The sequence below is a fragment of the Nitrospirillum goiasense genome, from assembly GCF_034427435.1.
Lineage (GTDB): Bacteria > Pseudomonadota > Alphaproteobacteria > Azospirillales > Azospirillaceae > Nitrospirillum.
In genome coordinates, this window is the sequence record NZ_JAXQNP010000002.1 from 1,600,687 (window position 1) to 1,623,861 (window position 23,175).

23 protein-coding genes are annotated in these 23,175 nt (G+C 69.4%); 6 read left to right on the forward strand and 17 right to left on the reverse strand.

Annotated features, from left to right (window positions below):
- Nucleotides 1-30: 30 nt before the first annotated feature.
- The 6 genes from ULB03_RS09905 (at nt 31) to ULB03_RS09930 (ending at nt 1,832) form a co-directional block, all read left to right on the forward strand.
- Entirely contained in the window at nt 31-162 is a 132-nt protein-coding gene (locus ULB03_RS09905; RefSeq protein WP_322482991.1) for a hypothetical protein, read from the forward strand.
- A 69-nt stretch (nt 163-231) separates the two neighbouring features.
- Nucleotides 232-372 (forward strand): hypothetical protein, encoded by a 141-nt coding sequence (locus ULB03_RS09910; RefSeq protein ID WP_322482992.1) that lies wholly within the window; start codon nt 232-234, stop codon nt 370-372.
- Between the two features lie 355 nt (nt 373-727).
- Nucleotides 728-865, forward strand: coding sequence for a hypothetical protein (locus ULB03_RS09915; RefSeq protein ID WP_322482993.1), 138 nt, complete (start codon nt 728-730; stop codon nt 863-865).
- 77 nt (nt 866-942) lie between these two features.
- Complete coding sequence (locus tag ULB03_RS09920; RefSeq protein ID WP_322482994.1) at nt 943-1,080, forward strand: hypothetical protein; 138 nt, start codon at nt 943-945, stop codon at nt 1,078-1,080.
- Between the two features lie 384 nt (nt 1,081-1,464).
- Nucleotides 1,465-1,602 (forward strand): hypothetical protein, encoded by a 138-nt coding sequence (locus ULB03_RS09925; protein WP_186455583.1) that lies wholly within the window; start codon nt 1,465-1,467, stop codon nt 1,600-1,602.
- A gap of 77 nt (nt 1,603-1,679) precedes the next feature.
- Nucleotides 1,680-1,832, forward strand: coding sequence for a hypothetical protein (locus tag ULB03_RS09930; RefSeq protein WP_322482995.1), 153 nt, complete (start codon nt 1,680-1,682; stop codon nt 1,830-1,832).
- A gap of 172 nt (nt 1,833-2,004) precedes the next feature.
- On the opposite strand, the gene lpxC is transcribed toward ULB03_RS09930, so the two are convergent.
- From lpxC to ULB03_RS10015, 17 genes are all read right to left on the reverse strand, one after another.
- Nucleotides 2,005-2,964, reverse strand: a complete 960-nt coding sequence (gene lpxC / locus ULB03_RS09935) for a UDP-3-O-acyl-N-acetylglucosamine deacetylase (protein ID WP_322482996.1) — start codon at nt 2,962-2,964, stop codon at nt 2,005-2,007.
- A gap of 494 nt (nt 2,965-3,458) precedes the next feature.
- Complete coding sequence (gene ftsZ / locus ULB03_RS09940; RefSeq protein WP_322482997.1) at nt 3,459-5,213, reverse strand: cell division protein FtsZ; 1,755 nt, start codon at nt 5,211-5,213, stop codon at nt 3,459-3,461.
- A 157-nt stretch (nt 5,214-5,370) separates the two neighbouring features.
- Nucleotides 5,371-6,648, reverse strand: coding sequence for a cell division protein FtsA (ftsA, locus tag ULB03_RS09945; protein ID WP_322482998.1), 1,278 nt, complete (start codon nt 6,646-6,648; stop codon nt 5,371-5,373).
- Between the two features lie 13 nt (nt 6,649-6,661).
- Nucleotides 6,662-7,612: a cell division protein FtsQ/DivIB gene (locus ULB03_RS09950; protein ID WP_322482999.1), complete on the reverse strand. Its 951-nt coding sequence runs from the start codon at nt 7,610-7,612 to the stop codon at nt 6,662-6,664.
- Nucleotides 7,600-8,532 carry a D-alanine--D-alanine ligase gene (locus ULB03_RS09955; RefSeq protein WP_322483000.1) on the reverse strand — a complete coding sequence of 311 codons (933 nt, stop codon included), beginning with the start codon at nt 8,530-8,532 and terminating at the stop codon, nt 7,600-7,602. Before ULB03_RS09955 ends, ULB03_RS09950 begins: the two co-directional genes overlap by 13 nt.
- A gap of 248 nt (nt 8,533-8,780) precedes the next feature.
- Entirely contained in the window at nt 8,781-9,734 is a 954-nt protein-coding gene (gene murB, locus ULB03_RS09960; RefSeq protein WP_322483001.1) for a UDP-N-acetylmuramate dehydrogenase, read from the reverse strand.
- 22 nt (nt 9,735-9,756) lie between these two features.
- The gene (gene murC, locus ULB03_RS09965; protein WP_322483002.1) at nt 9,757-11,202 is read right to left on the reverse strand and encodes a UDP-N-acetylmuramate--L-alanine ligase; all 1,446 of its coding nucleotides are present in this window, start codon (nt 11,200-11,202) and stop codon (nt 9,757-9,759) included.
- Between the two features lie 106 nt (nt 11,203-11,308).
- Nucleotides 11,309-12,421, reverse strand: coding sequence for an undecaprenyldiphospho-muramoylpentapeptide beta-N-acetylglucosaminyltransferase (gene murG / locus ULB03_RS09970; protein WP_322483003.1), 1,113 nt, complete (start codon nt 12,419-12,421; stop codon nt 11,309-11,311).
- Nucleotides 12,418-13,542: an FtsW/RodA/SpoVE family cell cycle protein gene (locus ULB03_RS09975; protein ID WP_322483004.1), complete on the reverse strand. Its 1,125-nt coding sequence runs from the start codon at nt 13,540-13,542 to the stop codon at nt 12,418-12,420. Before ULB03_RS09975 ends, murG begins: the two co-directional genes overlap by 4 nt.
- Complete coding sequence (gene murD / locus ULB03_RS09980; protein WP_322483005.1) at nt 13,539-14,963, reverse strand: UDP-N-acetylmuramoyl-L-alanine--D-glutamate ligase; 1,425 nt, start codon at nt 14,961-14,963, stop codon at nt 13,539-13,541. The genes ULB03_RS09975 and murD overlap by 4 nt, the downstream gene beginning before the upstream one ends.
- A gap of 9 nt (nt 14,964-14,972) precedes the next feature.
- Nucleotides 14,973-16,055, reverse strand: a complete 1,083-nt coding sequence (mraY, locus tag ULB03_RS09985) for a phospho-N-acetylmuramoyl-pentapeptide-transferase (protein ID WP_416211149.1) — start codon at nt 16,053-16,055, stop codon at nt 14,973-14,975.
- A gap of 13 nt (nt 16,056-16,068) precedes the next feature.
- Nucleotides 16,069-17,535: a UDP-N-acetylmuramoylalanyl-D-glutamyl-2,6-diaminopimelate--D-alanyl-D-alanine ligase gene (locus ULB03_RS09990; RefSeq protein WP_322483007.1), complete on the reverse strand. Its 1,467-nt coding sequence runs from the start codon at nt 17,533-17,535 to the stop codon at nt 16,069-16,071.
- Nucleotides 17,532-19,028, reverse strand: coding sequence for a UDP-N-acetylmuramoyl-L-alanyl-D-glutamate--2,6-diaminopimelate ligase (locus tag ULB03_RS09995; protein WP_322483008.1), 1,497 nt, complete (start codon nt 19,026-19,028; stop codon nt 17,532-17,534). The genes ULB03_RS09990 and ULB03_RS09995 overlap by 4 nt, the downstream gene beginning before the upstream one ends.
- Before the next feature lie 105 nt (nt 19,029-19,133).
- The gene (locus ULB03_RS10000) at nt 19,134-20,885 is read right to left on the reverse strand and encodes a peptidoglycan D,D-transpeptidase FtsI family protein (protein WP_322483009.1); all 1,752 of its coding nucleotides are present in this window, start codon (nt 20,883-20,885) and stop codon (nt 19,134-19,136) included.
- On the reverse strand, nt 20,882-21,586 hold the full coding sequence (ftsL, locus tag ULB03_RS10005; RefSeq protein ID WP_322483010.1) for a cell division protein FtsL: 705 nt from the start codon (nt 21,584-21,586) through the stop codon (nt 20,882-20,884). Before ftsL ends, ULB03_RS10000 begins: the two co-directional genes overlap by 4 nt.
- Nucleotides 21,583-22,569, reverse strand: coding sequence for a 16S rRNA (cytosine(1402)-N(4))-methyltransferase RsmH (gene rsmH, locus ULB03_RS10010; protein WP_322483011.1), 987 nt, complete (start codon nt 22,567-22,569; stop codon nt 21,583-21,585). Before rsmH ends, ftsL begins: the two co-directional genes overlap by 4 nt.
- A complete protein-coding gene (locus tag ULB03_RS10015) occupies nt 22,566-23,060 on the reverse strand; it encodes a division/cell wall cluster transcriptional repressor MraZ (RefSeq protein WP_322483012.1) in 495 nt (164 codons plus the stop codon). Before ULB03_RS10015 ends, rsmH begins: the two co-directional genes overlap by 4 nt.
- Nucleotides 23,061-23,175 lie beyond the last annotated feature (115 nt).

Below are 23,175 nucleotides of genomic sequence, written 5' to 3' on the forward strand. Positions count from 1 at the left end.
CAGACCGCTAGACCAAAGGGAAACGCCATCATGACCACCGTCACCGCCCCCCGCCGCGCCGCCGCCCCCAGCCTGATGAGCCGCCTGACCGGCCTGGTCGAAACCGCCGGCATGCTGGGCGTCGCCGCCGTCATCGCGCTGTGCATCAACGCCATGCTGTGAGCCTGAGACCGACCACCGCTCAACCGCCGCCCGACCAGCGGCCAGCCAGAAGAGAAGGGGATAGCCATTATGACCACCATCACGACCAGCCATACCGCCAGCCGCACCGCCACCCCCAGCCTGATGAGCCGCCTGACCGGCCTGGTCGAAGTCGCCGGCATGTTGGGTGTCGCCGCCATCATCGCGTTGTGCATCAACGCCATGCTGTGACGCCGCTGACTATTCCGCGCGCCCTGCCGTGATTGGGGCGCGCCGGCCGGGTTTCCGGTGCAAACGAAAAGGCCTTCTTCCCAGACGGGGAAGAGGGCCTTTCGCTTTTGCGCCTGGTGGCGGCGTCCGCTGGCGGACAGCGCCAGGTGTCCGTAAACGGACAGTGTTCGGTGTCGCACAGATGGAAGTAAGGATTATCGCTACTAAATTGTTATTTTGGCAAAAATATTGCGGCGGCATTGCGATAGCGGTCTGAGGCTGAATTTAAACCCCAGGATTTCCGCCATGTCGGGCGGTTGGCACGGCCCTTGCTCTTATAGGGACATCACCGACCAACGCACCGATGGAGATAGAAATGACCGCCTTCGCCGCTTCCAGCCGCACCGCTTCCTTCCGCTTTTTCAAGGTGTTGCCCGACATCGCCGCCGTCGAGGGCGTAGCCATGATGGCCGTGGCCCTGCTGATCGCCGCCAGCATCAACGCCATGCTGTAACCGTCGCCACGCCCGCCGCTTGCTGCCAACCGACCATCGCCCGACCAGCGATCATCATTCAAAAGGGGACCAAGATCATGACCACCGCCGCCATCACCGCCACCGAAACCGCCGTCACCACCAGCCTCTATGCCCGCCTGTCCGCCATCGTCGAGACCGCCGGCATGCTATCCATCGCCGCCGTCATGGCTCTGTGCATCAATGCCATGCTGTGACGCCACGCTGATTAAGACGCGCGCCCCGCCGCACTGGGGCGCGCCGGCCGGGGTTTCCGGCGCAATCGAAAAGGCCTTCTTTCCGCGCGGGGAAGAGGGCCTTTCGCTTTTGGGCCTTATGGCGGTGTCCCGCGTTCAGCGGATTTGCGGAACTGTACGCGGATGGGCAAAGCCGGTGTTCGTAAACGGACAGTGTTCGCTGCCGTACAAATAAAAATCGCCCACTCTCAGATTAAATAGCCATTACGGCCAATTTTTGGCGATGGCTCGGCGATCGGACGATAGATGCGGTGGCAAACCCCAGGATTCCCGCCGTCTTGGGCAGTTGGCACGGCCCTTGCTCTTATAGGGACATCACCGACCAACGCACCGATGGAGATAGAAATGACCGCCTTCGCCGCTTCCAGCCGCACCGCTTCCTTCCGCTTTTTCAAGGTGTTGCCTGACATCGCCGTCGTCGAGGGCGTGGCCATGATGGCCGTGGCCCTGCTGATCGCCGCCAGCATCAACGCCATGCTGTAACCCTCGCCGCGACCGCCGCTTGCTGCCAACCGACCATCGCCCGACCAGCGATCATCATTCACAAGGGGACCAAGATCATGACCACCGCCGCCATCACTACCGCCGCTGTCACCGCCACCGAAACCGCCGTCACCACCGGCCTCTTTGCCCGCCTGTCCGCCGTCGTTGAGACGGCCGGCATGCTGTCCGTCGCCGCCGTCATGGCCCTGTGCGTCAATGCCATGCTGTGAGGGGCGCCGCCGATCCAGACCGGCCGGCCGGAGTTTCCGGGCCGAAACGGAAAAGGCCTTCTTCCCGGATGGGGAAGAAGGCCTTTTCGTTTGAGGCTCAGGTATTGGTGTTTTTGTTTGATTGGTGCTTGTTGGCCGGACGGAGGACGGCGTGGTTCGGTCTGCTCAGGGCTCAAGCGGTAGCGACCAGGCGCGGACGCTCCCAAGAGGCCGGGACGAAGGCGGCATCCACCTCTTCGACGATCTCGTAAGCGGAGGCGTCGGCGAACAGGGCATGCAGCAGCTTGTTGTTCAGGGCGTGGCCCGACCGGATGCCGGAGTAGTGGCCGATGATGGCGTGGCCCGCCATGTACAGGTCACCCACGGCGTCCAGGATCTTGTGGCGCACGAACTCGTCATCGAAGCGCAGGCCGCCCTCGTTCAGGATGCGGTCGCCGTCGATGACGATGGCGTTGTCCATGGAACCGCCCCGGGCCAAGCCCGCACGGCGCAGCATGTCCACTTCCTGCAGGAAGCCGAAGGTGCGGGCCTCGGCCACCTCATCCTTGAAGCTTTCAGCCTCCAGCCGGACGAAGCCTTCCTGGCGGCGCACGGCGGCGCTGGCGAAGTCGATCTCGAACGCGAAGCTGGAGCCCGAGGCGGGGGTCAGGGTGGCGACCTTCTCGCCCTCCACCACCGACACGGGGCGCAGCACGCGGATGACGCGGCGGGCGGCGTCCTGCTGGGCGATACCGGCGCACTCGATCAGGAACACGAAGGGGGCGGCGCTGCCGTCCATGATGGGAACTTCGGCCCCGTCCAGGTCGATGACCAGGTTGTCGATGCCGCAGCCGCGCAGGGCCGACATGACATGCTCAACCGTGCCCACCGTGGCGCCGGTGGCGTTGGCCACCACCGTGCACAGGCGGGTATCCACCACGGCGTCCCAGCGGGCCGGCACCGTGGCCTGGGCCTCCGTCGCGCCGCCGCGCAGCAGGTCCACCCGACGGAAGACGATGCCAGTGTTCACCGGCGCCGGGCGCATCGTCATGGCAACGGGCAGGCCGGAATGCAGGCCGACACCGGTGCAATTGATGGGGGCCTTCAGCGTCTGCTGGCGGGCGGCGATGATGGGTTCACGATCGGCGTACACGATTCCAACTTCCTTATTCGGCCATGATACGGATGGGCCGGGGCCTTTCCTGCATCATGCTCGCCCCAAGGTTTCATCCCTGGGGGCTTGGGTTCGGACGGGGAGGGACGGAGCGGGCGGTCCAACCGTGACTGCCTCAATCGCGACTGCGAGCCCTGTCATCCACGTCCGGCGACCGGTTCGACTTGCGGTCAAATTTTCGACCGTGCCGCCTTGCCGCCTTGGGCTTGACCCTCCGCCTTGGGCTTTAACCGCGTGTTGCGGTGCATCCAAAGCGGAACGTCACGCTGCCTAAGTAACAACGGCGGCGCCAGGCATCAAATCACTCTTTGTTACCGAATGTTACGCGGCGCTATGCGTATCTATTTGAGCACAAATGCAATTTCGCCTTCTTTCCGCCGCAAATGAAAAGGGCCGCTTCCCTGCGGGAGGCGGCCCTCGACATGATGCAATGCAGTGATGCCAGTCACATGGATGGCATCAATTCACCAGGATCAGTTCGCCTGGCGACGCAGGAAGGCGGGGATGTCCAGCGAGCTGTCCTCACCCGGCGCGCGGCCCAGGCCCGGCTCCTGGTGGACGGCGGGGGCGGGCTGGCGCGGCGCCACCTGCGGGGCCGGGGCGTGCTGCTGCACCGGCTGCTGATGCTGGACCTGCGGCGCATGCTGCTGCGGCGCGTAATGCGCGGCGGGGGCGGGCTGGCGCGGCGCCGGCTGCGGGTGCTGGACCTGCGGGGCCGGCTCGTCACCGCCGAAGCCGAACATGCGCTGGAAGATGCCCTTCTTGCGCGGCTCCGCCTGCGGCGGCGTATAGCGCTCGGGGTTGGGCGCACCCAGGCGCGGGCCGGCATCGGCCGGCCGCGGCGGGATGAAGCCACCGGCGCTGCGGTCGCCGCGCAGGGCGCCCGGGGCCGGCGCACGCATGGGCACCTCGGCCCGGGGGGCGGGCTGCTCGGCCACCGGTTCCGGCGCCATCTCGGCGACGGGGGCCGGCGCCGGCTCGACCGGGCTGTAGGGCGACGGCTGGGACACGGCCATCTGCGGCGCCGGGGCGGCGGCCGCGACCGGGGCAGCGGCGGGGGCTGCGACCGGCGCGGTCGGGGCGGGGGCCGTGGGCGCCACCGGGGCCGGCGTCAGCGTGGAGTGATAGCTGGCCGTGGCGGGGCGCACCGGCGTGCTGACCGACGGCGTGGCCGCCGGGGCGGGCGCGCGGCGGACGGCGTTGGTGCTGACGACCGCCAGCTGCGGGGCGGCGGGCTGCTGGCGCGGCTGCTGGCCGGCCAGGGTCTCGATGCCCGTGGCCACCACCGACACCCGCATCTTGCCGTCCAGCTGGGCGTCGAAGGTGGAGCCGAAGATGATGTTGGCGTCGGGGTCGACCTCGTCGCGGATGCGGTTGGCCGCCTCATCCACCTCGAACAGGGTCATGTCGTAGCCGCCGGTGATGTTGATCAGGACGCCGCGGGCGCCCTTCATCGACACGTCGTCCAGCAGCGGGTTGCTGATGGCGGCCTCGGCGGCCTCCACGGCCCGGCGCTCGCCCGTGGCCTCGCCCGTGCCCATCATGGCCTTGCCCATCTCCGTCATCACGGTGCGGATGTCGGCGAAGTCCAGGTTGATCAGGCCGGGCATGACCATCAGGTCGGTCACGCCGCGCACGCCGGAGTGCAGCACGTCGTCGGCCATCTTGAAGGCGTCGGCGAACGTGGTCTTCTCATTCGCCACCCGGAACAGGTTCTGGTTGGGAATGATGATCAGCGTGTCGACGTAGCCGGCCAGCTCATTGATGCCGGATTCGGCGATGCGCATGCGGTGCGCGCCTTCGAAGTGGAAGGGCTTGGTCACCACGCCCACGGTCAGGATGCCCTGTTCCCGCGCGGCGCGCGCGATCACCGGGGCGGCACCCGTGCCCGTGCCACCGCCCATGCCGGCGGTGATGAAGCACATGTTGGTGCCTTCGAGGTAGGAGAGGATCTCCTCCAGCTGTTCCTCGGCGGCGGCACGGCCCACGTCGGGGCGCGAGCCGGCGCCCAGGCCGCGGGTGATGGTGCTGCCCAGCTGCAGGCGCTTGGTCGCCTCGCTGCCGGTCAACGCCTGCGCGTCGGTGTTGGCGACCACGAACTCCACCCCTTCCAGGTTGGAGCGGATCATGTTGTTGACGGCGTTGCCGCCGGCGCCGCCGACACCGAACACGGTGATGCGCGGGCGGGTCAGCACTTCCACCGGCGGAATGGTGACTTTGATGGTCATGGCGTTGTCCCCTTTGCGGAGCGTCCGGAATACGGTGCGGTTAGGTCTTTGGCGTGTTTCGGTCTTCGACCGACGGATCGGGGGCCGGTACATCGGCCCGTCCAGGGGGACGGGCGCGATGGGGGCGGCCTGAATTTCTGCAGGGCGATGGCCGGGGTCATAGGTTGTCCCTCAGCCAGTTGCCCATGCGGCCCAGCCAGCCGGTGCCGGCGGGCTCCATCAAGGGGGCCAGGGCCGGGGCCTCGGCATGTTGCTGCACCGCGTAGGCCAGCAGGCCGGCGGCGGCGGAGAAGGCGGGACCGCCCACGGATTCAGCCAGGCCGCCGATGCGCAAGGGGCGGCCCAGGCGCACCTGCTTGTCCAGCACCTGTTGCGCCAGCTCGCGCATGCCGGGCAGTTGGCTGGCGCCGCCGGTCAGCACCACGCGGCGGCCGGCCAGCTTGGCGAAGCCCGAGGCGTCCAGGCGGCCGCGCACGAACTCGAACACTTCCTCCAGCCGGGGCTGGATGATGCCGACCAGCAGGGACTTCGGCACGTGGTGGGCCTGGGCCCGATCCTCCTCCCCGATCTGCGGCACGTCGATGATCTCGCGCTCATCCGACGGGGCGGGCAGGGCGCTGCCGTACAGGGTCTTCAGCCGCTCCGCATGGGCCAGGGGCGTGGTCAGGCCGCGGGCGATGTCGCTGGTGACGTGGCTGCCGCCGATGGGCACGCTGTCCGTCCACACCATCTTGCCGTCGAAGAAGACGGAGATGCTGGTGGTGCCGCCGCCCATGTCGATCAGGGTGACGCCCAGGTCCATCTCATCCTCCACCAGGCAGGACAGGCCCGCGGCGAAGGGGGACATGACGAAGCCTTCCACGCCCAGGTGGCAACGGCCGACGCAGGAGTTGAGGTTGCGCACCGGGCCGGCGGCGGCCGTCACCACATGCAGGCGTACGCCCAGCTTCTCCCCCACCATGCCGCGGGGGTCGCGGATGCCGCTCGAGCCGTCCACCGTGTAGCCCACGGGGATGGAGTGGATCAGCTCCGCATCGGCGGAGACGTTCAGGTTGCGGGCATGGGCCAGGGCCCGGCGCAGGTCGTGGTCGGTGATCTCGGACCCGGAAATGCCGGTCTCGACCGTCAGGGTCTGGCTTTCCGGCTGGCCGCCCGACAGGCCCACCAGCACCTCGCGGATCTGCTCGCCCGCCATGGTCTCGGCGGCATGGACGGCTGTGCCGATGGCGGTCTCGGCCGCCTCCATGTCCACGATGGCGCCGGCGCGCACGCCGCGCGACACCTGGTGGCCGATGCCCACCACGCGGATGGCGCCGGGCTCCTCCACCCGGGCGATGAAGCACACGACCTTGCTGCTGCCCACGTCGAGCGCCGCGATGGTGCCGCCGCGCGCCACGCGCTTGGGCTTGGACCGGCCGGTTACGGTGAATGCCATGGTCTGGTCCGCCTCAGTTCTTTTTCGCCGCAGCCTGGCGCTTCTTGTCCGCGGCCTTCGCCGCCGCCTTGGCCGCGATCGCGGCGGGCGACGCCTGGACAACAAGCCGGTCCGGCACGCGCAGGTCGATGGCGACCACGTCGCGTTCCAAAATCTTGTCCGATGCCTCAAGGGCGGCCAGCTGGTGGATGGCCGCCTCGTAATTCAATTCCGGCAGGCGCACTTCCATCCCGCCCTTCAGGTGCAGGTCCCAGCGCCGGGCGCCCACCAGCACGGCAGCGTCGACGCGGGACTGGATGGCGGGTTCGGAGGCCAGCGCCGCCAGCAGGGCGCGGCCCTGCTTGGGCGCGCCCTCGCCCACCAGGATGGGCAGGTTGGGGAAGTGGTCCAGGTTGTGGTCGGTCAGCACCGTGCCCTCGGCATCCACGAGGGCCAGCTTCTGCTCATGCTGCCAGATGGCCATGGGCTGGCGCTCCGTCAGCACGACGAACAGGGTGTCGGGCAGGCGCCGCTCGATGCGGGCGCTGGCGATCCAGGGAATTTGCTCCAGCTGCTTGCGCGCCGCATGCGGGTCGAAACCCAGGATGGGCGAACCGCGCTCTACGCCCAGCGCCGCCAGGACCTGGGCGCCGTCGGTTTCCTTGCGGCCCTTGACCAGCACTTCCTGCACCTGCAGGCCGCCCCGGGCGGTGATGTCCAGGAAGGCGGCGTCCACGGCGTTGCCGGCGGCGGTCAGCTTGCCGCTGGCCCAGCCCCAAAGCGCAAGGCCGCCGACCAGGGTCAGCGGCACGATAATGGTGGCCCGGCGGCCCAGGAACTGCTGCCAGCGCGGGACGGCGCGGCGGCGGTTGGCGGCCTGGGCGGCCTTCTGCGTCGTCCGCCGCGTCTCGTACGCGATGCGGCTGCGCGGGGTGTCGCCTTCGGGGAACAGCCCGGGGCTGGAGGGATGGGTCACCCGTGGCATGCCGCGTGCTCCACAATCCAGCCGCACAGGTCGGCATAGCTGAGGCCGACGTAAGCCGCCTGTTCCGGCAGCAGCGACAGGGGCGTGAAGCCCGGCTGGGTGTTGGTTTCCAGGAAGCAGAGGCCGGTGACGCCGGGCTTGCCGTCGTCCCAACGGAAGTCGCTGCGGCTCACGCCGCTGCAGCCCAGGGTCTGGTGGGCCAGCAGGGCCAGGCGCTTGGCCTCCTCCGCCACCTCGGCCGGGATCTGGGCCGGGCAGACATGGACGGCGTGGCCCTCGGTATACTTGGCCGTGTAGTCGAAGAACTCGGTGCTGGCCACGATCTCGGTAACGGTCAGGGCGCGGTCGCCCACCACGCCCACGGTCAGCTCCCGCCCGGGGATGAACTTCTCCACCATGACGGTATCGCCGTAGACCCAATGCTCCGCCTCGACGGCCGGCCCGTTGTGGCCCGCATGGACGATGCGCACGCCGACGCTGGAGCCCTCGTCCACCGGCTTGATGACGTAGGGCGGTTCCATGACGTGGCCGGCCAGCACCGCCTCGCGGGTGGCGATGACATCCTCGGCGATGGGCATGCCCACGGTGCCCAGCACCCGCTTGGTCATGGCCTTGTCCATGGCGACGGCGGAGGCCATGACGCCGGAATGGGTGTAGGGCACGGCCAGATATTCCAGGACGCCCTGGATCATGCCGTCCTCGCCGCCGCGCCCGTGCAGGGCGTTGAAAACGACGTCGGGCTTGGGGGTCAGGGCCGCCAGCAGGCCGGCCAGGTCGCGCTGCACATCCACGGCGCGCACGACATATCCCTTGGATTCCAAGGCGGTGACGATGGACGCGCCGCTGACAAGCGACACCTCGCGCTCGGCAGACCACCCGCCCATCAGGACGGTGACATGCTTAGGCTGGTGACCACTCATCAAACGGCTCCCTATCGGCTGAGGCGGTTCAGCCAGGCGACACAATCCCTAGAGGATAGCCCACCTTTGCAGAACCGCTGGGAAACGCAACATTTTGTGAGTTTCTTGGCGCCTCTTTTTGAAAACCGCTAGCTATAGCGTTGAAATGTCCAGGCCGCTGCAACCGGGGTATAACTACCCGTAGTCTTTCCCTATGTCCTCCGGATGGGTCGAAAATCGACTCGGGCTCCAGAGGTTGCCGCACCCGCTCAGAACTGATTCGCGGGCGTGTCAGACATGTCCAAGGGCACCCCGATGCGGCGGATTTCCCAGCGCAGGGTGATGCCCGAGGTTTCCAGGACGCGGCGGCGCACTTCCTCGCCCAGGGCCTCGATGTCGGCCGCGGTGGCGTCGCCCAGGTTCAGCATGAAATTGGCGTGCTTTTCCGACATCTGGGCGCCACCCACGATCAGGCCGCGGCAGCCGGCCTTGTCCACCAGGGCCCAGGCCTTCTCCCCGGGCGGGTTGGCGAAGGTGGAGCCGCCGGTGCGGGCGCGCACGGGCTGGCTAGCGGCGCGCGCGGCCGCGATCTCCTCCATGCGGGCCTGGATGGCGGCCTTGTCGCCGACCGTCCCGCGCAGGGTGGCGGCGGTGAAGATCACCTCTTCCGGCACGCCGCAGTGACGGTAGGTCAGGTGCAGCGCGTCGCGGCTGTAGTCGCGGCGGGTGCCCTGGCGGTCGATGCCCACGGCGCTTTCGATCACATCCACCGTTTCGCCGCCATAGGCGCCGCCGTTCATGCGGATGGCGCCGCCGACGGTGCCGGGGATGCCGGACAGGAACTCCAGCCCGGACAGGCCGGCGGCCTGCGCCGTCTGCGCCACGGTCAGGTCCAGGGCGCCGGCGCCGGCGTGGACCCGGTCACCCTCGACGGAAACCTGGGCGAAGCTGCCGCCCAGGCGGATGACCACGCCGCGCACGCCGCCGTCGCGGACCAGCAGGTTGCTGGCGACACCGATGACGGTGACCGGCACGTCGGCGGGGCAGGCGGCCAGGAACTGGGCCAGATCCTCCTCGTCCGCCGGGCGGAACAGCACGTCGGCCGGGCCGCCCACGCGGAACCAGGTCAGGGGACCCAGCGGGGCGTCGGGCGTCAGGCGGCCGCGCACGGTCGGCAGACGGCGCAGCAGGGCGGTGCCCCGGCTGACCTCTCCTTCATCCATCGCGCGCCGTTCCGCCATCATGTCAGCCCTGGCTCCCCCCGTGATGCGAACCGGGAATGGCGGTGCCGAACAGGCGGTCCAGTTCGGCCGGCAGGGCGTTGGCCCAACTGGTGATGTTGCCGGCCCCCAGGCAGACAACCAGGTCGCCCGGCCGCGCCATGTCGCGGATCATGGACGGCAGCGCCTCGGGCGAGGACAGGGGCAGGGCGTGGCGGTGGCCATGGGTGCGCAGGCCGTCGACCAGCGCCTCCTTGGCGACACCGGGGATCGGCGTCTCACCCGCGGCATAGACATCGGCGACGATGACGGCGTCGGCGTCGTTGAAGCAGGTGCAGAACTCCTCGAACAGGCTCTGCAGGCGGGTGTAGCGGTGGGGCTGGACCACGGCGATGGTGCGGCCGGTGCCGGCGGTGCGGGCGGCGCTCAGCACCGCGGCGATTTCCACCGGGTGATGGCCGTAATCGTCGATGACGACGATGCCGTTGCTCTCCCCCGTCTTGGTGAAGCGGCGCTTCACACCGCTGAACTTGGCCAGGCTCTGGCGGATGCTGTCGTCGCGAATGCCCATGTTGAGGGCGACGGCGATGGCGGCCAGGGAGTTCTGCACGTTGTGCAGGCCGTACATGGGCAGATGCAGGCCGGTGATGGTCCGCTCCTCCCCCGCCACGCGGTCGGAAACGACGACGTCGTAGAAGGCGCCCTGCACCGTGGTCTGCAGGTTGGTGGCGCGCAGGTCGGCCTGGGGGTTGAAGCCATAGGTGACGATGCGGCGGTCCACCCGGCTGATCAGGGCCTGCACCTCGGGATGGTCGATGCACAGCGCCGCGAAGCCGTAGAACGGGATGTTCTGCACGAACTGGTCGAACGCCTCGCGGGCCTTGTCGAAGGTGCCGTAGAAGTCCAGGTGCTCGGGATCGATGTTGGTGACCACGGCGATGGTGGACGGCAGCTTGGTGAAGGTGCCGTCGCTCTCATCCGCCTCGACCACCATCCAGTCGCCGGAGCCCAGCTTGGCGTTGGTGCCGAGGGCGTTGATGATGCCGCCGTTGATGATGGTGGGGTCGAAGCCGGCGCCGTCCAGCAGGGCCGAGACCAGCGAGGTGGTGGTGGTCTTGCCGTGCGTGCCGGCGATGGCCACCGACCACTTCAGGCGCATCAGCTCCGCCAGCATCTCGGCGCGCCGCACCACGGGGATCAGCGCCGCGCGGGCGGCCATGACCTCGGGGTTGTCGCGCTTCACGGCGGAGGAGATGCAGACGACGGCGGCGTCGCCCAGATTCTCCGCCCGCTGACCGATGGACACGGGAATGCCCAGGTCGCGCAGGCGCTTGACGTTGTAGTTGTCGGCCAGGTCGCTGCCCTGGACGGAATAGCCCAGATTGTGCAGCACCTCGGCGATGCCGGACATGCCGATGCCGCCGATGCCCACGAAATGAATGGTGCCGATGGACAGGGGCATCGCCCTCATTGGCCGTCTCCGCTGCGATAGGGGGATTGCGCCCGGGCCGGCCCCGGGGCGGCGGGACCATAGGCGAAGGGTGCCGCGGGAGGGAAGCCTGTCTTACGAGGGGGGCTCATGCGGCGGCCCTCCGGTTCCGGGCGGTGTCCAGCACGGCGTCGGCCAGGCGTTCGGCCGCGTCCGGAATGGCGAAGGACCGGGCGCCGGCCGCCGCCAGGGCCAGCGGCGCCGGGTCGTCCAGAAAGGCGGCCAGGCGGTCGGCCAGGGCCTCCGCCGTGAATTGGGCATGCGGCATCAGCCAGGCGCCGCCAGCCTCCACCAGGGCCTTGGCGTTGGCGGTCTGGTGGTCGTCCATGGCCTGGGGGTAGGGCACCAGGATGGCGGGGCGGCCAGCAACGGCCAATTCCGCCACCGTTCCGGCACCGGAACGACAGATGGCCAGGTGGCAGGCGTCCAGCCGGCCGGCCATATCGCGGAAGAAGGGGGCCAGTTCGACATCCACGCCCAGGCCGGCATACCCCTCCCGCGCCTGCTCCATCGTCTCCGGCCGGGCCTGCTGCTTGATGCTCAGGCGCAGGCGATGCTCCGGCGACAGGCGGGCGACGGCGGCGGGCAGGATGGTGCTGAAGACGGAGGCGCCCTGGCTGCCCCCGGTCACCAGGATGGACAGGGTGCTGGTGGGGGCGGCGTAGGGACGGCTGGCGAGGTCCAGGATGGCGGGGCGCACGGGGTTGCCGGTGCGCAGGCTTGCCACATGGCGGGGCAGGCCGCTGACCTGGGGGAAGGAGGTGGCGATCAGGCGGGCGCCGCCGGCCAGCAGCTTGTTAGCCCGGCCCATCACGGCGTTCTGCTCATGCAGCACCACGGGGATGCCCAGGCGCTGGGCCGCGAACACGGTGGGGACGGAGGGATAGCCGCCGAAGCCCACCACCACGGCGGGCTTCAGATCCTTCAGAATACGGCGGGCCTGCATCGTGCCGGCCAACAGGGACAGGGCCGTGCGCGCCTTGGACGCCAGGCCGCGGCCCGGCGTGCCGGCGCGGACCCGATGCACCGGGATATCCGCCAACCCCTCGCCAAAGGCGTGGCCGCGCGTGTCGGTCACCAGCACCACGGCCTGCCCCCGGGCGCGCAGCGCCCTGGCCAGCGCCTCCGCCGGAAACAGGTGGCCGCCGGTGCCGCCGGCCGCCAGAACGATAGTGCCCGTGGGGGGCTGCTGGTGGCTCACGGCAGATCCCCCTGGCCGAAGCGCTTGCGGGTCAGGGCCAGCAGCATGCCGACACCGATGCCCAGCGCGATCAGGGAGGAGCCGCCATAGCTGATGAAGGGCAGGGTCATGCCCTTGGTCGGCATCATGTGCAGGCTGGAGGCCATGTTGATGCAGGCCTGCAGGCCGAACTGCATGGCCAGGCCGGCGGCGCCCAGCATGACGAACAGGCTCTGCTCGCTATAGGCGCGGGCGAAGCTGCGCATCACCACCACGCCGAACAGCAGCACGATGAACAGGCACCACAGCATGCCCAGCTCCTCCCCCGCCACGGCGAAGATGAAGTCGGCATGGGCGTCGGGGATGGTCATCTTGACGGTGCCCTGGCCGGGGCCGGTGCCCCACAGGCCGCCATGCTGGAAGGCGTCCAGGGCGCGCTGGACCTGGTAGTTGTCGCCGGCGGCGGGGTCCAGGAAGCGGTTCACGCGGCTCTGCACGTGCGGGAACAGGAAATAGGCGCCCACCAGGCCGGACAGGCCGCAGACCACCAGCACCGCCACCAGCAGGATGGGCAGGCCGGCGATGAAGAACTGGCCGAACCACACGGCGCTGACCACGAAGGTCATGCCCAGGTCCGGCTGCATCAGCAGCAGGGCCACGATCATCAGGTAGAAGAGGATGCAGACGCCGAAATAGACCACGTTGTTGGTATGACGGGCCTGGGCGAACAGCCAGGCGGCCACGACGGCGAAGGCGGGCTTGATGAATTCCGACGGCTGGACCGACAGGCCGGGCAGATGGATCCAGCGCGTGGCGCCCTTGATCTGCACGCCCGACACCAGGGTCAGCGCCACCCCCGCCAGCGACAGCAGGAACAGGATCATGGCCATGCGCCGCACGCCCTTGGGCGACAGCAGTGACACGCCCACCATGATGATCAGGGTGGGGATCAGCATCATCACGTGATGCTGGATGAAGTGGAAGTTATCCAGGCCGATGCGCTCCGCCACCGGCGGGCTGGCGGCCTGGATCAGCACCACGCCGATGGTGGCGATGAGGAAGACGGTGGCCAGGGTCCAGCGGTCGACGGTCCACCACCAGCGGCCGATGACGGATTGGTCGGTACGCGACAGCGTGATCATGACGCCCCGTCCTTTCCGGCTTCCGACTGGTCCGCCAACTGGCGCACGATGCGGACGAAGGCGTCGCCCCGCACCTCGAAATTGGGATACTGGTCAAAGCTGGCGCAGGCGGGGGACAGCAGCACCGTCCCGCCGCCGGCTTGTTTCGCCAGGGCGTAGGCGGCAGGCACGGCCTGGTCCAGCGTGCCGTAGCGGCCGTAGCTGACCTTGCCCTCCAGCCAGGGGGCGAATTCCTCCGTCGCCTCGCCGATCAGGAAGGCGTGGCGCACCCGGCCCATGAAGGGTTCCAGGCCGCTGAGCCCGCCCTCCTTGGCCTTGCCGCCGACGATCCAGTACATGTCCTCGTAGCAGCCCAGGGCCTTGGACGCCGCGTCGGCGTTGGTGGCCTTGCTGTCGTTGACGAAGCGGATGCCGTCCAGGGTGGCGATGGTCTGCTGGCGGTGCACCAGGCCGGGGAAGGTGCGCATCGCCTCGGCGATCACCTCGGGCGCCACGCCCACGGCGCGGGTGGCGGCGTAGGCGGCGCAGGCGTTCTGCCAGTTGTGGCGGCCGGGCAGGGCCGCGCACTGGCGCAGGTCGACCACGGTCCGGGCCTGGTCCTCGGCGGCGTCCACCAGCACGCCATCGGCGGCGTGGACGCCGCCCGGCACCGCGCGTTCCGAGGAGATGCGGATGACTTTGCGCCCGCCCTCCGCCTCCAGGCTGTCGGCCATGGCGGCGGTGTTGGGCTCGTCCACGCCCAGGATGGCGACGGGCAGGGGCTTCGCCGGATCGCGGGCGCCCGGCTGGAAGATCAGGCGCTTGGCGGCGATGTAGCCGTCCATGCCGCCGTGGCGGTCCAAATGGTCGGGCGTGATGTTCAGCAGGACGGCGGCGTCGAAACCCAGGGAGGGGGTCAGCTCCAGCTGGTAGCTGGACATCTCCAGCACATAGACGTCGCCCTCGCCCAGCGCCGGGAAGGTCAGGACGGGGATGCCCAGGTTGCCGCCCACCGCCAGGGTGCGACCGGCATGGGCCAGGATGTGACCGGTCAGGGCGGTGGTGGTGGACTTGCCGTTGGTGCCGGTGATGCCGACGTAGGCGGCGTCCGGTTGGGCCAGGCGCAGCAGCTCCACATCCCCGATGATGGGCACGCCGGCCTGCTTGGCGCGGGCGGCCACCGGGTGCGGCGCCGGGAAGGTGTGGGGGATGCCGGGCGACAGCACCAGGGCGGCGACGCCGGCCAGATCGGCCTCATGCAGGTTGGTCAGGGGGATGCCGGCGGCTTCCGCCGCCTTCTGGCCCCCGGCGCCGTCGTCCCAGGCCAGGACCTCCGCCCCGCTGGCGGCCAGCACACGCGCCGCCGCCAGGCCGGACCGCGCTAAGCCCATCACCGCCACGCGGCGGCCTTTGAAGGAGGGGAGGAGGATGGGCTGGGACATGGGCGGGGCTTAACGCAGCTTCAGGGTGGACAGGCCGGCCAGGGCCAGGATGACGGCGATGATCCAGAATTGGATGACGACGGTGGGCTCCGACCAGCCCTTTTTCTCGAAATGGTGATGCAGCGGGGCCATGCGGAACACCCGCTTGCCCGTCAGTTTGAAGCTGGCGACCTGCACGATGACCGACACCGTCTCCAGCACGAACAGGCCGCCGATGATGGCCAGCACCAGCTCATGCTTGGTGATGACGGCGACGGTGCCCAAGGCGCCACCCATGGCCAGCGAGCCGGTGTCGCCCATGAACACCATGGCCGGCGGCGCGTTGAACCAGAGGAAGCCCAGGCCGGCGCCCACCAGGGCGCCGCAGAACACCGCCAGCTCACCCGTGCCGGGCACGTGATGAATTTGCAGGTAGTTGGCGAAGACGGCGTTGCCCGACAGATAGGCGATCAGGCCGAAGCTGGCGGCGGCGATCATGATGGGCACGATGGCCAGGCCGTCCAGGCCGTCCGTCAGGTTCACCGAATGGCTGGACCCCACGATGACGAACACCGCCCAGGGCCCGAACAGGAAGCCCAGGGGGACCAGCACGTCCTTCAGGAAGGGCACGGCCAGGCTGGTATCCAACGGGCTCTGCGCCACATGCAGGTACCAGGCGGTGGCCACACCGGAGACCGCGATCATCGCCACCATCTTGCCCCGGCCCGACAGGCCCTTGGTGTTGCGCTTGGTCAGCTTCAGGAAGTCGTCGCCGAAGCCCACCAGGCCAAAGCCCACGGTCACCAGCAGCACGATCCAGGTGTAGGCGTTGGTCACGTCCACCCACAGCACGGTGGAGATCAGGACCGAGATCATGATCATCAGGCCGCCCATGGTGGGCGTGCCCTTCTTCTTCAGGTGCGTCTCCGGCCCGTCGGTGCGGATGGGCTGTCCCGCGCCCTGCATGGACTTCAGCCAGCGGATGACCCCCGGGCCGATCAGGAAACTGATGATCAGCGCCGTCAGCATGGCCCCGCCCGTCCGGAACGTGATGTACCGGAACAGATTGAAAAGCTGGAAGTCGTCGGCCAGCGGGAACAGCAAATTGAACAACATGGGACGGGTCTTAGCTCCCGGAGACGGCGGGTGAGGGGGGCGGAGGCGGAGTATCCAGGGCCTTCAGGGCGTCGACCACCAGCGCCATGCGGCTGCCGGCGGATCCCTTGACCATGACGATGTCGCCGGCGCGCACGGCGGCCCCGACCAGGGGGGCCAGCTCGACGCTGCTGTCGGCGTGGGCGCCCCGGCGGTCGGCCGGCAGGCGGTTGAACAGGTGGCGCATGAGGGGGCCGCAGGTGAAGACCAACTGCACGTCGGCGGCGACCAGGGGCTCGGCCAGGCCAGCATGCAGGGCGGGGGCGTCGGCGCCCAGCTCCAGCATGTCGCCCAGCACCGCGATGCGCCGGCCGCCCGGGCCCGGCTGGGCCTGGCCCAGCACAGCGGCGGAGGCCGCCACCGATACGGGGCTGGCGTTGTAGCTTTCGTCGATCAGGGTCAGGCTGCCACCGCCATGGGGCGTGGTGGGCAGCGGCACGGTCTGGCGCACACCCCGGCCCTTGACCGGGGGCAGGGTGGCCAGGGCCTGGGCGGCGACGGTGACGTCGCCCCCCGCTGCGGCCACGGCCAGCAACACGGCCAGGCTGTTCAGCGCCTGGTGGCGGCCGGGCACGGCCAGGGTATAGCGGATGACCTCGCCCTGGATTTCGGCGGTCACGTCGCTGCCGGTCGGGCCCAGATCCAGGTCGATCAGGCGGGCGTCGGCCCCGGCGGTGGCGCCGAAGCTCAGCACCTGGCCCACGCCCTGGGTGCGGGCGGCGGCCAGCAGGCGGGCGTATTGCGGGTTGTCCCGGTTCAGGATGGCCGTGCCCTGGCGCGACATGCCCTCGAAAATCTCGGCCTTCGCGTCGGCGATGCCTTCGATGGAGGCGAAGAACTCCAGGTGCACCGCCTCGACCGTGGTGATGATGGCGATGTCCGGCCGCGCCATGCGCGACAGCGGGCCGATCTCCCCCGCGTGGTTCATGCCCATCTCGAACACGCCATAGCGCGCATCGGCCGGCAGGCAGGCCAGGGACAGGGGGACGCCCAGATGGTTGTTCAGGTTGCCTTCGGTGGCGAAGGTGGGCCCCAGCGCGCCAAGGGCGGTGCGCAGGAACTCCTTGGCGCTGGTCTTGCCGACGGACCCGGTGACCGCGATGATCTTGGCGGTGGCGTTCAGCCGCGCCACCCGCGCCAGATCCTCCAGCGCCGCCTGGGTGTCATCCACCAGCAGCAAGGGGGCGTCCGCCGGCAGTCCTTCGGGCACGCGGCTGACCAGGCAGGCGGCGGCCCCACGCTGCAAGGCCACCGCGACGAAGGCGTGGCCGTCGAAGTTGGGGCCCTTCAGCGCCACGAACAGGTCGCCGGGGTTCAGCGTGCGGGTGTTGATGGACACGCCGGTGGCGGCCCAATCGGCGCCCAGCGCGCGCCCGTTGGCGGCGGCGGCGGCATCGGCCGCCGTCCACAGCATTGTGCTGGTGGGGGGCGGGGTCATGACGCGCCTCCCACCGGCGTTTCCCCGGCCAGGCCCAGCACGCTACGGGCGACGGCGGCGTCGTCGAACGGACGCACCTCCTTGCCCACGATCTGGCCCTGTTCATGGCCCTTGCCGGCGATGACCAGCACGTCGCCGGCCTTCAGCTCGCCGATGGCCAGCGCGATGGCGGCGGCGCGGTCGTCCACCTCGGTGGCGCCGGGGCAGCCGGCCAGCACCTCGGCCCGGATGGCGCCGGGGATTTCCGTACGCGGGTTGTCGTCGGTGACGATGACGCGGTCGGCCAGGCGGGCGGCGATGGCGCCCATCATGGGACGCTTGCCCCGGTCACGGTCACCGCCACAGCCGAAGACGACGGACAGGCGGCCCTCGGCATGCGGCCGCAGGCTGTTCAGCACCGTCTCCAGCCCATCGGGCGTGTGGGCGTAGTCGACATAGACGGCGGCGCCGTTGTCCAGCGTCGCCACCAGTTCCAGCCGGCCGCGCACGCCGTCCAGCTGCGACAGCAGGCCGGCGGCGGCCTGCGGTTCGGCGCCGCTGCCGATGACCATGCCCAGCGCGCACAGCGCGTTCCACACCTGGAAGCGACCCACCAGCGGCAGCACGATGTCGTGGCGGGTGCCCATGACCTCCAGGGTCAGGGCCTGGCCCTGGGGCAGGGGGCGCAGGGTCGTCACCGCCAGCTCGCGGCCTCGTTCGCCAAAGCCGATCAGGGTCTGCTTGCGGGCGCGCGTCAGGTCGGCCAGGGCCTGGAATTCCGGGATGTCGGCGTTGACCACGGCGGTGGCGCCGCGCGGCATCACCCGGTCGAACAGCATGGCCTTGGCCTTGAAATAGGCCTCCATGGTGCCGTGATAGTCCAGGTGGTCGCGGGTCAGGTTGGTGAAGCCGCCCACGGTGACCAGCACGCCATCCAGGCGGAACTGGTCCAGGCCGTGGCTGCTGGCCTCCATCGCCAGGTGGGTGATGCCGCCCTCGGCCAGGCGCGACAGCGTGCTGTGCAGCGCCACCGGGTCGGGCGTGGTCAGGCTGTCCTCCCGCGGGAAGCCGGGGGCGATCAGGCCCAGGGTGCCCATGGCGCCGGCCTGGTGCCCCTGCAGCGACCACAGCTGGCGGGTGAACTGCGCCGTGGAGGTCTTGCCGTTGGTGCCGGTGACGGCGGCGATGGTGGCCGGCTGGCGCTTGTAGAAGGCCGCCGCCAGCAGGGCGAAGCGCCGCCGGGGGTTGGCGTCCTCGATCAGGCTGACGGGATGGGGCAGGTTTTCAGGCAGCCTGGTGCCCTTGGGCGCCAGCACGGCCACGGCGCCGGCGGCCACGGCCTGGGGTATGAAGTCCCGCCCATCGCGGGCACTGCCCGGCATGGCGGCGAACAGCATGCCCGGCTTGACGGCGCGGCTGTCCGCGGTCAGGCCGGTGATCTCGGGGTCCCGTTCCAGGGCCAGCGCCGATACGGCGATTTCGGTGCGCGATGCCATCAGATCGGTCAGACGCAAGGGTCCCTCTCACACGTGATGCCGGGGCGGGTTGATAGCGCGCTCCCCGGCATCGGTCGACCCCCACCTTGCGGTGCCCTGTCGTCGGGTTTCAGGGGGGGCTGGTTAATTGATGGCCATGGCCTGCAACACCTCGGGATCGTTGCGGACCACCGGCTTGACCCCCAACAAGGGGGCGGCCTGCCAGACGATGCGCTGGACGGCGGGGGCCGCGACCCAGCCAGCGGTGGCGAAACCGAAGCTCTTCTTGTTGCCATGCGGCTCGTCCACCATGACGAACACCACATAGCGGGGATCGGTCATGGGGAAGGCGCCGGCGAAGGAGGTGCGCAGCGACTTGTGGGCGTAGCCCTTGCCGCTGACCTTTTCCGCGGTGCCCGTCTTGCCGCCCACCAGATAATCCAGGGTGTCCGGCGCCTTCAAGTCGCCGGTGCCGAAGGCCGTCTTGCCCGTGCCCTCCGTCACCACCAGGCGCATCAGCTTGCGCAGGATGGCCGACGTCTGGGGCGAGATCACCCGCGTCTCGGGAATCTCCGCGTTGGGATCGCGCTTCAGCAGGGTCGCGGGGCGCATGATGCCACCGTCCACGACCGCGCCCACGGCGGACACCATCTGGACGGGACTGACGGACAGGCCATGGCCGAACGCCACGGTCAGCAGCGTGGTCTGGCGCCACGGGTTGGGCACCAGCGGGGCGCCGACCTCGGGGATTTCCAGCGAGGGGGCCTTCAGCATGCCGAAGCGGCCCATGTAGTCGCGCTGGACGTCGATGCCGAACTTCTCCGCCATCTTGGCGGAGCCGATGTTGGACGACTTGCGGAAGATGTCGACCACATCCATCCAATAGTTCACCGGCTCATCGTCATGGATGGTGAAACGGCCGATCTTCAGCGGGTGGTTGGTCTCGAACGTCTCGTGCAGCTTCACCGATCCCGTTTCCAGCGCGATGGCCGTGTTCAGGATCTTGAAGACCGAGCCCATCTCATAGACGCCCAGGGTGGCGCGGTTGAACTTCGAATCGTCATGCATCTCCCCCGGGTTCTGGGGGTCGAAGTCGGGCAGGCTGACCATGGACAGGATTTCGCCCGTCTTGATGTCCATGATCAGGCCGGCGCCGCCGATGGCGTTGAAGTCCTGGATGGACTGCGTGATCTCCTTGCGCATGATGTGCTGCAGACGCACATCGATGGACAAGCGCAGCGGTTCCGCATTCTCACGCAGGCGCTTGTCGAACGACTGTTCGATGCCCATCAGGCCGTTGTTGTCGATGCCGGTCAGGCCGATCAGGTGCGCCGTCAGGCTGCCCTGCGGATAGATGCGGTGCTCCTCCTGCTGGAAGAACACGCCGGGGATACCCAGCTTGTTGACCTCGAACTCCTGGCGGGGCGTCAGGTTGCGCTTGATCCAGACGAAGCGCTTGTCACCCTTCAGGTCCTTCAGCACCTGGCGATAATCGAGGTCGGGCAGGGTGGCCACCAGCTTGCGCGCGGCCTCCTCCGCGTCGATCACCAGCTTGGGATCGGCATAGGCGGACGCGGTGGCCAGCGAGGTGGCCAGCAGCACGCCGTTGCGGTCGGTGATTTCCGCCCGGGTGACGGGCAGGGGCCGGGCGGTGGTGTTCTCGGCCACCGGCGGCTCCGCCTCGCGGCTGAACACCATGGTGTCGGCCAGGCGCACGCCGATGGCGCCCAGCACCAACGCGAACAGGGCCGCCGTCACCAGCAGGCGCGACCGGCCCTGTTCCAGCGCGTGGCTGGTGGGGTTGTTCAGACGGACCCTGCCTTCCGGCCGTGGGGCCTGGATGCGCTCCATGCCCGCGATGTCGAAGCCGGTCAGGGAAAAGGGGGCGTCGCTCATCGTGCCGCCCCCAGTTTGGCGCTCAGGGTCTGCTCCGCCATCACCATGGGCTGGGCCTTGGACTTGGCGGCGGCGAGGGTCACCTTGGCATCCCGGCCGGTCTTATCGGCGGCGTCCAGGCTGGCCATCAGCGCGCCGATGCTGTCCATGCGCTCAGGGCGCGCGGGCTGCTTGGGTCCAGTGGGCGCCGGCTTGGGGGCGGCCACGGCCTTCACCGGGGCGGCCGGCACGTCCGGCGCCTTCAGCGCCACGACCTGCGCCTTGGGTTGGGCCAGCGGCGCCCGGGCGGGGGCCTGGGCGGCGGCCACCTGCACCGCCGGCGCCGCGCTGGCGACGTAGGTGGACTCCGGCGCGGGGGCCGGCTTGGCCGTCGGCTGGTCGGCGGGGGCGGGGCTGGCCGCCGGTGTGACCGGCGCGGGCGCCTCGGGCTTCACCGGGACGGCGGCCATGGCCACCATCTGCTCCGCCTTGGTGGGGCGCAGGGTCAGATGTTCGGTCGCCAGCCGCTCCAGCCGGGTGGGATCGTTCAGGTAGGCCCATTCGGCCCGCAGCACCTGGATGGACTGCTGTTCCTGCGCGATCTGCCGGTTCAGCGAGGCCAGGTGCTCCTGCTCCTCCTGCACGCGGTAGCTGGTGTGGTAGAGGATGCCGCTGGCGACGGTGGCGAGGCACAGCCAGACGAGCGTGGACTTGCCTATCATGCTGCTTCTCCCATGGGCCAAGCGGGGGCGTTGGTGCGTTCGGCGGCGCGCAACCGAGCGGATCGGGCGCGCGGATTGTGGCGAAGTTCCGGCTCGCCGGGGGTGACCCCGCTGCGGCCCAGAAGATTGAATGTGGGGGCGGGGCCGCTGTGCGCGGCCGGCATGTGGCGCGAGGGCGCGCCCTCCGACCCGCTGCGCTGGCGCAGGAAGTCCTTGACCCGGCGGTCTTCCAGGGAATGGAAGGAAACGACGGCCAGGCGGCCACCCGGCGCCAGCACCCGCTCAGCACCCTCCAGGCCGCGGTCCAGCTCCCCCAACTCATCGTTCACATGCAGGCGCAGGGCCTGGAAGCTGCGGGTGGCGGGGTCGATGCCGTCCTTCTTCGACCGGGGGACCACGCCCCGGATGATGTCCGCCAGCTGGGCCGTCGTCTCGATTCGCGCGGTCGCACGGGCGGCCACGATGGCGCGGGCCACGCGGCGGGACATCCGTTCCTCGCCCAGGCGCCACAGGATGGTGGCGATGTCGGCCTCGGCGTACTCGTTGACCACATCGGCGGCGGTGGGGCCGCTCAGGCTCATGCGCATGTCCAGCGGGCCGTCGAAGCGGAAGGAGAAACCGCGCGAGGGATCGTCGATCTGGGGGGAGGAGACGCCGATGTCCAGCGCCACGCCGTCCACCGGGCCGATGCCGTGGGCGGGCAGCAGCTCCGCCATGTCCCCGAACCGGCCTTCGATGATGCGCAGGCGGCCGGGGAAGCGGGCCATCAGGGGTTCCGCCCGCTTGATGGCGGCGGGGTCGCGGTCGATGCCCACCACCTGGCAGTCCGCCGCCTCCAGGATGGCGCGGGTGTATCCGCCGGCGCCAAAGGTGCCGTCGACGTAGACGCCGCCATCGCGCACGGCCAGCGCCGTCAGCACCTCCGCCAGCAGGACGGGGATGTGGACCTGCGCGCTATCAGCCTGTGTAACGGTCGCGGTCATTGCGCGCCCCCACCATTGGACCCGGCCGCCAGCACCGAGTTGGTGCGGGCCAGGATGGTGGACAGCGAGATGTTCTGGGCGCGGCTGCGGTCGCGGCTGGCGGCCTCGTGGGCGGACAGCGCCTCGGGGTCCCAGATCTGGAAAGTGTGGCGGCGGCCGACGAAGGCGGCGCCCTCGGTGATGCCGGCGAAGGCCAGGAAGTTTTCCGGCAGGACGATACGGCCCTCGGGATCGATGGCCAGGCGGACGGAACCGCCGAATACCGTCGTCTCGATCAGGTCACGCATGTCATCCGGCATGTTGGGGTTGTCCAGCGCCTCTGACAGGCGATCCATGTAGTCGACGCTGCACGCATCGATGGCGTTGGCTTGCAGCGACCGGAAGACGATCAGCTCCGTCTGCCCACCAAGGACGCCGCGGAAGGAAGACGGGACTGAAACCCGACCCTTCTTGTCGACCTTGTTCACGTATGTGGACAGGAACAAGCCCATCGATCCCCGCGTCTCCTGCGCCTCCGCGCCCCATCCGATCCGGCACCAGGCCCGCCTTCAGAATGCGCCGCACCTCCGGGTAAGACCGGACAGGCGTGCGCGCCCTGTTTTTGGG